The organism is Streptomyces sp. NPDC003035 (assembly GCF_042888285.1).
Classification (GTDB): Bacteria; Actinomycetota; Actinomycetes; order Streptomycetales; family Streptomycetaceae; genus Streptomyces.
In genome coordinates this window covers 237636-245487 of record NZ_JBIAPJ010000006.1, presented here as the reverse complement: position 1 = coordinate 245487, position 7852 = coordinate 237636, and the positions used below count along the sequence as shown (strand labels likewise).

Annotated in this window: 6 protein-coding genes; 3 read left to right on the top strand and 3 right to left on the bottom strand. The window is 72.4% G+C overall.

Going from position 1 to position 7852, the window contains the following annotated elements; all coding sequences use genetic code 11:
- Positions 1 to 183: 183 nt before the first annotated feature.
- On the bottom strand, positions 184 to 618 hold the full coding sequence (locus ACFYV5_RS20955) for a GNAT family N-acetyltransferase (protein ID WP_355115369.1): 435 nt from the start codon (positions 616 to 618) through the stop codon (positions 184 to 186).
- Positions 619 to 718: 100 nt separating this feature from the next.
- Between ACFYV5_RS20955 and ACFYV5_RS20950 the strand changes: the two genes are divergently transcribed.
- Both ACFYV5_RS20950 and ACFYV5_RS20945 read left to right on the top strand, forming a co-directional pair.
- Entirely contained in the window at positions 719 to 1702 is a 984-nt protein-coding gene (locus ACFYV5_RS20950; RefSeq protein WP_389170465.1) for an NADPH:quinone reductase, read from the top strand.
- Between the two features lie 245 nt (positions 1703 to 1947).
- A complete protein-coding gene (locus ACFYV5_RS20945; RefSeq protein ID WP_389170462.1) occupies positions 1948 to 3942 on the top strand; it encodes a helix-turn-helix domain-containing protein in 1995 nt (664 codons plus the stop codon).
- 228 nt (positions 3943 to 4170) lie between these two features.
- On the opposite strand, the gene ACFYV5_RS20940 is transcribed toward ACFYV5_RS20945, so the two are convergent.
- The gene (locus tag ACFYV5_RS20940) at positions 4171 to 5313 is read right to left on the bottom strand and encodes a transposase (protein ID WP_355115374.1); all 1143 of its coding nucleotides are present in this window, start codon (positions 5311 to 5313) and stop codon (positions 4171 to 4173) included.
- Positions 5314 to 5832: 519 nt separating this feature from the next.
- Positions 5833 to 6948 (bottom strand): LLM class flavin-dependent oxidoreductase, encoded by a 1116-nt coding sequence (locus ACFYV5_RS20935; RefSeq protein ID WP_389170459.1) that lies wholly within the window; start codon positions 6946 to 6948, stop codon positions 5833 to 5835.
- A 154-nt stretch (positions 6949 to 7102) separates the two neighbouring features.
- Here ACFYV5_RS20935 and ACFYV5_RS20930 point away from each other — a divergent pair, with 154 nt between their 5' ends.
- Positions 7103 to 7822, top strand: coding sequence for a DsbA family protein (locus tag ACFYV5_RS20930; protein WP_389170456.1), 720 nt, complete (start codon positions 7103 to 7105; stop codon positions 7820 to 7822).
- The last annotated feature ends 30 nt before the right edge of the window (positions 7823 to 7852 follow it).

The following is a 7852-nucleotide window of genomic DNA, read 5'->3' as shown; positions in this document are numbered from 1 at the left end:
AGTAGAAATGCCGAGTCCGGCAGAGATCGGCAAGGCGAATTCGGGCCGCTCCCGCGGAAAAGTGCGGGTGAAGAAGGGCGGACGGAGAATGGAGATACTCTTCGCAGTTCTCGGAAGGGGATACTGCTGAGCGCCCGGGGAAGGGTCAACGAAGCGATTCAGGGTCCGTCAAGTCCGGGCCTGTCAGGCCAGTTCCACGGCGTAGTGCAGGGCCACGATGTTCATCCGCTGTGCGTGGTAGAAGCGTTGTGCGCCATGGTTGCCCGTGCCCGTGTCGAGTTCCATCCGTACGCACCCGGCCCGTCGGCCCCGCTCCCGCAGGGCGTCGAGCAGGCGGGCGCCCACCCCGGCCGAGCGGGCGGCGGGCGCGGTGACGAGGTCGTCGACGAAGAGCAACCGGCCCCGGCTGGTGGCCAGTACGCGGTGCGAGGCCACGCCCAGGCAGCGGCCCGCCGCGTCGTGGGCGGCGGTGAAGACCAGGCCCTGACGGTGGGCCGCGGTCGCGAACTCCAGGAAGCCGTCGGCGTCCAGGCCGGGGCGCAGGGCCCGGACCAGGGGGCCGACGTCGGTCACGAGGGCGGGGTCGTCGGGTGTCAGATCGGTCATTGTCAATTCCATGAGCGTCAGCGTAGGACCGTAAAGTCGCCCGACCGCTCCGAGTTGACACATCATGGTGCCCGCGGGCGAAATGCGGGAACGGCCCTGCCAGTATCCGGGTATGCGCGCTGCCTACATCGAAGAGCTCGGACCGCCGGACGCGATTCAATACGGAGAACTGGCCGAACCTCGCCCCGGGCCCACGGATGTTCTGGTCGACGTCCTGGCCACCACGGTCAATCCGGTCGACACGTTCGTCCGTTCCGGACTGTTCAGCACTCCGCTGCCTTTTCCCTTCGTGATCGGACGCGATCTCGTCGGCCGGGTCGCGGAGAGCGGAGCGGGCGTCACCGGTTTCACCACCGGTGACCTGGTGTGGTGCAACAGCCTGGGCCACGAGGGGCGTCAGGGCGCCGCGGCGGAGAAGGCCGTGGTCGCCGCCGACCGGCTCTACCACCTTCCGGAGGGCGTCGACCCGGAGACCGCCGTCGCCGTCGTGCACCCGGCGGCCACCGCGTACCTCGGGCTCTTCACGCACGGCCGGGTGCGGGCCGGGCAGACGGTGCTGATCGCGGGCGCGGCCGGCAACGTGGGCAGCGCGATGGTCACCCTCGCCGTATGGGCGGGCGCCCGGGTGATCGCCACGGCCCGGCAGCGGGACGCGGCGTACGTCGCCTCGCTGGGCGCGGCGGAGGTCTTCGACTACACCGATCCCGCCGCGTACGAGCTGATCCGGAAGGCGGCCCCGGACGGCGTCGACGCGTATCTCGACGCCTCCGGCACCAACGACCTCGCGCACAGCGTGGACCTGCTGGCCCACCGGGGCCGGATCGTGCTCCTCGCGGGCGCCCGCAGCCGGCCCGTCCTGCCGGCCGGGCAGCTCTACATGAAGGACGGCTCGATCGCCGGTTTCGTCATCTCGCACGCCACCACCGCCGAACTGGCCGAGGCCGCCGAGGCGATCAACCACCTGCTCGCCGCCGGGCTGCTGCGTCCGCGCGAGATCGAGGTCCGTCCGCTGAGCGAGGCCGCCGAGGTCCACCGCCGCATCGAGACGGTGGGCCCGCACGGCACCCGCCTCGTTCTCCGCACCCCGGGAGCCTGACACCGGGTCCCCCGTCCCGGTCGTCCGCCTCCCTGTCGGCCACCTTCCGCCCGCCCCCCCCGGGCGGAAGGTGGTCCCACAACACCGCTCCCGGCAGCGGGTGGTGATCGCGCCACCCCGTGCACGCGGCGGGAACTAAGTGGCCGAGGTCACCGTTGACCGTCTCTCGGAGCCGAATTAGTTTCGGCCAGCGGTACGGGTTCCCTCCGGGGCTCCCGGTTTCTCTCAACAACGGGGGTTGGGACATGTCCAAGCACGGCGCGGACGGCGGCGGGGGGACCGACGCGCTCGCGGTTCTGGAGCTGCTGGCCCAACAGGCACCACCCGGCCGTTACGAATCCCTGCTCAGCCGGGCCCGCGGCGCGGGCGCCCCGGAAGCCGAACTGGCCCGGCTCGAACGGGCCGTCCACCTCGCCATCGGCATCTCCTCCTCGTTCGACCGCCGCGAGCAGCGCGAGGCCGGCCTCGCCGCCCTCGTCGACACGGCCCGCGACCTGACACTGCCGTACGACCTCGACAGCCTGCTCCGGGTCATCACCCGCCGTGCCCAACGGCTCCTCGGCTTCGACATGGCGTACGTCAGCCTGCGCGACACCAACGGGTCCTCGTTCATCCACACCACCGAGGGCTCCCACACCGGGCTCATCACCGGCCTTCGCGTCCTCGACGGCCACGGCCTCGGCGGCGAGGCGCACACCCGCGGCGAACCGGCCTGGACGCCCGACTATCTGGAGGACGACCGGTTCCCGCACACGCGGGCGGTCGACGAGGTCGTCCGGGCCGAGGGACTGCACGCCATCATCGCCGTACCCCTGCGCAGCGGCGACACCACCGTCGGCGCGCTGTACGGCGCCGATCGCCGGGTCCGCCACTACACCCCCGACGAGATCGGGCTGATGTCCTCCCTGGCCGACCTCGCCGCCGTCGCCATCGAGAAGGCCGGCCTCCTCGACCAGACCCGGGCCGAGGTCACCGAACTGGAGCTGGACAGCTCCCGGGCCCGGACCAGCCTCACCCGGATGCGGCACGTCAGCGAGGCGCACAGCCGGATCATGAACCTGGTCCTCGCGGGAGGGGACCTGTGCAACGTGGCCAAGGCGGCGGGGGACGCGCTCGACGGCACCGTGGTGATCCGCGACCCGGGCGGCCGTAGCCTCGCCTCCGGCGGTGACATCCCGGGCCTCGACGAGGAGGCGGTGGCGAAGGCCTCGCTGGACGCGCACGCCGGCCGCCGGCCCGTCGTGACCGGCGACAACACGTGGGTGGCGCCCGTCATCGCGGGGTCCGAGGACCTCGGAGTGCTGGTGATGCGCGCGGCGACCGGGCTGACCGGGGAGGACGAGAGGCTGCTCGAACTGGCCGCGCAGTCCGTCGCGTTCCTGCTCCTGATGCAGCGCTCCACGGCCGTCGCCGAGGGCCCGGTCCGGGACGAGCTCCTCGACGACCTGCTCGCCGACCCGCAGCACGCCCCTCCGCAGCAGTTGGTGCAGCGCGCCCGCCGCCTCGGCATCGACCTGCGCAAGCCGCACGTCCTGGTGGTGGCCCGGCCGGAGGGTGGGGAGCAGGGGCGGGCGGTGGTGTGGGCGTCCTCGTACGCGTACCGGATGTCCGGCCTGAAGACGGTGCAGGGCGGCTGTCTCGTGCTGCTGCTGCCCGGGCTCGACGCCTCGGCCGCCGCCCGCGCGGTCTCCGGCGAGCTGTCCCCGCTGCTCGGCCACCCGGTCTCGGTCGCCGCGGCGGGCCCGGGCTGGAGCCCGGACGGTGTGGGCCGGATGTACCTGGAGGCCATGCGCTGCCTGGACGCGATGAGCGCGCTGGGCGGTTCGGGGTCGGCGGCGTCCGTGCAGGACCTGGGGTTCCTGGGGCTGCTGCTCTCCGACGACCACGACGTGGACGGCTTCATCGAGTCGGCGATCGGTCCCGTACTGGACTACGACGCCGAACGGTTCACCGATCTGACGCGCACGCTGGAGGCGTACTTCGCCTCGGGCGGCAGCCCGACGAACGCGGCGGAGGCGCTGCACGTCCACCCGAACACGGTCTCGCGCCGGCTGGAGCGGATCGGCGAACTCCTCGGCGCGGAATGGCAGAAGCCGGGCCAGGTCCTGGAGGTCCAGCTGGCACTCCGCCTCCAGCGCACCCGCGACGTCCTGGCCCAACAACGCGGCACGGAGACGACCCGCCCAACCCCGGAACCGACCGCCGCGACCCCGGAACGGACCCGCCCGACCCCGGAATAGGCCGGTGTGGCTCCCGAACCTGGTCGCCCGGCTCCGGACCCGGCCGGTGCGATTCCGGCCCCGGTCACCCGGCTCCGGAATCGGCCGGCGCGGCTGCGGAACGGACCTGTCCTGGCCCGGAACGGACCGGCCCCGAACCCGCTCGTCCCGCCGAGCACCGGGCCCGCCCGATGGTGTCGTGACCCGCCGGGGCGGGGGGCCCGTGGCGCGCCCCCGCCCCGGCCGGTGTCAGCCGGTCGAGCCGTACGCCGCGTCCCAGTCCGTCGCCAGGACCGTCGCCGCGTGGGCCGCCGAGGCCAGGGTGATGTGACGGTGCCAGCCGCGGAACGAGCGGCCCACGAAGTCCCGTAGACCCGCCCCCTCCCCGACCTGGGTGAAGTCGCGCTCCACCCGCCCCGCCAGCTTCGTCAGGCGCAGCAGCGAGCCGACCGTCGAGCCGGTCAGGTCCGTGATCCACAGCCGGGCCGGGGGCCGCCGCGGGTCGTCCCACTCGCCGAGCAGCAGCAGCGGACGCATGCGTTCCCCCGCGGGCGCCGGCAGCGCGACCCGTACCACCGTGGCCAGCGACGTACGCGAGGTCCGCGCGCCGGACGCGGTGTCCAGCCAGCCCACCGGCCGGCGCAGGCTCTTGAGCGACTCCAGGATCTGCTGGGCCGGCAGCGGCCCGGCGCCGAAGCCGGGCAGCGACCGGTCCGCGACCGCGAGCCGGCACGTCGCGCCGATCCGGGCGACGACCGGAACTCCCGCACCGGCCAGCCGGTTCAGCGCCGCCCGCCCCGCGCCACCCCGGATGTCGAGCAGCAGCGGCTTGCGGCTGACGTCCTGCCAGCGCGCCGTGTCGAGCGCCGCCGCGACCGCGCACTCCTCCAGCGTCTCCTCGCCCGCGCCCTCCGGAACCTCCGCCCGGTCACGCCGGGTCCGGTCGTTCACCCACGGATCGGGCAGGAACAGGCGCCAGTTGACCGGCACGCTCAGCTCCTCGGCGGCGAACCACACACCGAACGCCTGCTGGCCCCGGAAGACCTGCCCACGCTCGGGGTCGAACCGGCGGTCCACGCCCACCGAGTGCTCGCCGGCCTTCGGTATCGGCATCGACCGCACCACCCACGCCTGCGGGCAGCTGTTCTGCTCCAGGAACCCGGCGAGCGCGGCCCGCATGGGCCGCCAGTCCCAGGTGGAGCTGGAGATGAAGTGGTGCAGGCTCTGCTCGGCGGCCGGCCCGCCGATCTGCGCCGCGATGTTACGGATGGACTTACGGCCCTGCGCGGTCAACAGCCCCCGAAGATACTGCTCCGCCTTCAGCCGCTGATCGCGCCGGGGGAACCCGGAGAAGAGCGTGGCGCAGAGCTCGTCGTAGACATCGTCGGCCACCGCGTTCCGGTACGCCGCGGGCTGGGGCCCGGTTCCCGTGCGGTGCTGGATTCCCAGTGGATCGAGAAGGGTCCTGTGCTTGGTTGCGACGGATGTTCTCACGACACTCCTGCCTACGGTTTTGCAGCTCCCTCCAGCTGCCCCTCAACCGTCTCGCCTGGGCGTCCGTGACACGAGGTGTACCCGGCACCCGTCTGGGCCGCCGGATGGTGGCCGGACCACCGTCGCCGTCGCGGGGAGTGCCGCAGCGGGGGCCGGGCACAGGTCGGACGGGGGGTGGGGTGTGGCCGGACCACCAGAGGACGGGCGGCCGGCTGTCGCGCCGACGTCGCGACGTCATACCCGGCGGGGGTGATCTGACAGACTCTGCGGCCGGGCTTTGACCGGGGTGCGGCCCGGGTCGACCATCGCAGAACGAGGCGGCACGGGCCGGCTCCTGGTTAATGCCCCAGGCCAGGAGCCGCGCCTGTCCGCCTCGCTCGCTTCCGCCGACGCGTCTTCCGCCGACGCGTCTTCCGCTTACGCGCCGGCCGTCGTCCCGGTCGTCGTCCCCGCCTCCGCGGCGCGTGCCGCCGCCACCCGGGCCGCATGGGTCGGCCCCGCGGGCACACCGGCCGGCCGCAGGTTGGCGAACTCCTTGCGCAGCACCGGGACGACCTCCTCGCCGAGCAGGTCCAGCTGCTCCAGGACCGTCTTCAGCGGCAGGCCGCCGCTGTCCACGAGGAACAACTGCCGCTGGTAGTCACCCACGTACTCGCGGAAGGACAGGGTCCGTTCGATGACTTCCTGCGGCGAGCCGACCGTGAGCGGGGTCTCGCGCGTGTACTCCTCCAGCGAGGGGCCGTGGCCGTAGACGGGCGCGTTGTCGAAGTACGGGCGGAACTCCCGTACCGCGTCCTGGGAGTTCTTGCGCAGGAAGACATGACCGCCGAGGCCGACGATGGCCTGTTCGGGGCTGCCGTGGCCGTAGTGCGCGTACCGCCGGCGGTAGAGCCGGACCATCTTCTCGGTGTGTTCCTTGGGCCAGAAGATGTGGTTGGCGAAGAAGCCGTCGCCGTAGTACGCGGCCTGTTCGGCGATCTCGGGGGAGCGGATGGAGCCGTGCCACACGAACGGCGGGACACCGTCCAGTGGACGCGGCGTCGAGGTGAAGCCCTGGAGAGCCGTACGGAAACGGCCCTCCCAGTTCACCACGTCCTCCCGCCACAGCCGGTGCAACAGCGCGTAGTTCTCGACGGCGAGCGGGATGCCCTGCCGGATGTCCTGCCCGAACCACGGGTAGACCGGTCCGGTGTTGCCGCGCCCCATCATCAGATCGACGCGCCCGTCGGCGAGATGCTGCAGCATCGCGTAGTCCTCGGCGATCTTCACCGGGTCGTTGGTGGTGATCAGCGTCGTCGACGTGGACAGGATCAGCCGCTCCGTACGGGCCGCGATGTGCCCGAGCAGGGTCGTCGGGGAGGACGGAACGAACGGCGGGTTGTGGTGCTCACCGGTCGCGAAGACGTCGAGCCCGACCTCCTCCGCCTTGCGGGCGATGGTGACCATCGCCTTGATCCGCTCGTACTCGCCTGGTGTGGTGCCGTCGGTGGGATCGGTGGTCCTGTCCCCGACGGTGAAGATTCCGAACTGCATGACACAACACTCCAAGCCGCCCCAGGAAGTCTGTCCTCCCCATAGTGCACGAGCCGGAGCGGAAACGGAAACTTATCCGGAAAGCTGTCGGTGTGGTGACGAAGTCTGTCGCGGCCACTGGACGAGCCGCCGCCGGACACCCACGCTCACAGCCATGACTCCCGTGACCCCCGTGACTCCCGTACGAGACGCGCAACCACCCGTCGTCACCGTCTGGTCGGACATCGGCTGCCCCTGGGCCTCGCTCGCCCTGCACACCCTGCGGGCCACCGCCGCCGAACGCGGCCAGGACCTGCTGATCGACCACCGCGCCTTCCCCCTCGAACTGTTCAACCGCCAGCCCACGCCCAAGCACATCGTCGACGCCGAGGTCGTCATGCTCGGCGCCCACCGCCCGGAACTGGGCTGGCGCCTGTGGGACGCGCCCGCGTGGGAGTACCCGTCGAGCGTCCTGCCCGCCCTCGAAGCCGTCCAGGCCGCCAAGGCCCCCGAGGCCGGTGGGCTGCGCGGCTCCGACCAGCTCGACGCCGGGCTACGGCGCGCCTTCTACACCGAACACCGCTGCATAGCGATCCACTCCGTCATCCTCGACATCGCCGAGACCTGCCCCGACGTCGACGCCCGCGCCCTGGAGGCCGCCCTCGCGCGCGGCTCGGGAAGGCGCGAGGTGTACGAGCAGTGGCACGAGGCCCAGGGCCCGCGGATCCAGGGCAGCCCGCACCTCTTCGCGAGCGGCGGTTACGCGGCGCACAACCCGGGCGCCACCTACGTCTTCACCGGCGACCTGTACGACGGCGGCTTCCCCCGCCTCGACCACTACGACGCGGGCTGGGCCGCCACGCTCCTCGACTCCCTGGCGGCGAGCACGGACTGAGGCCCGTCTCCTGGGGTGTCCGCCGGATCG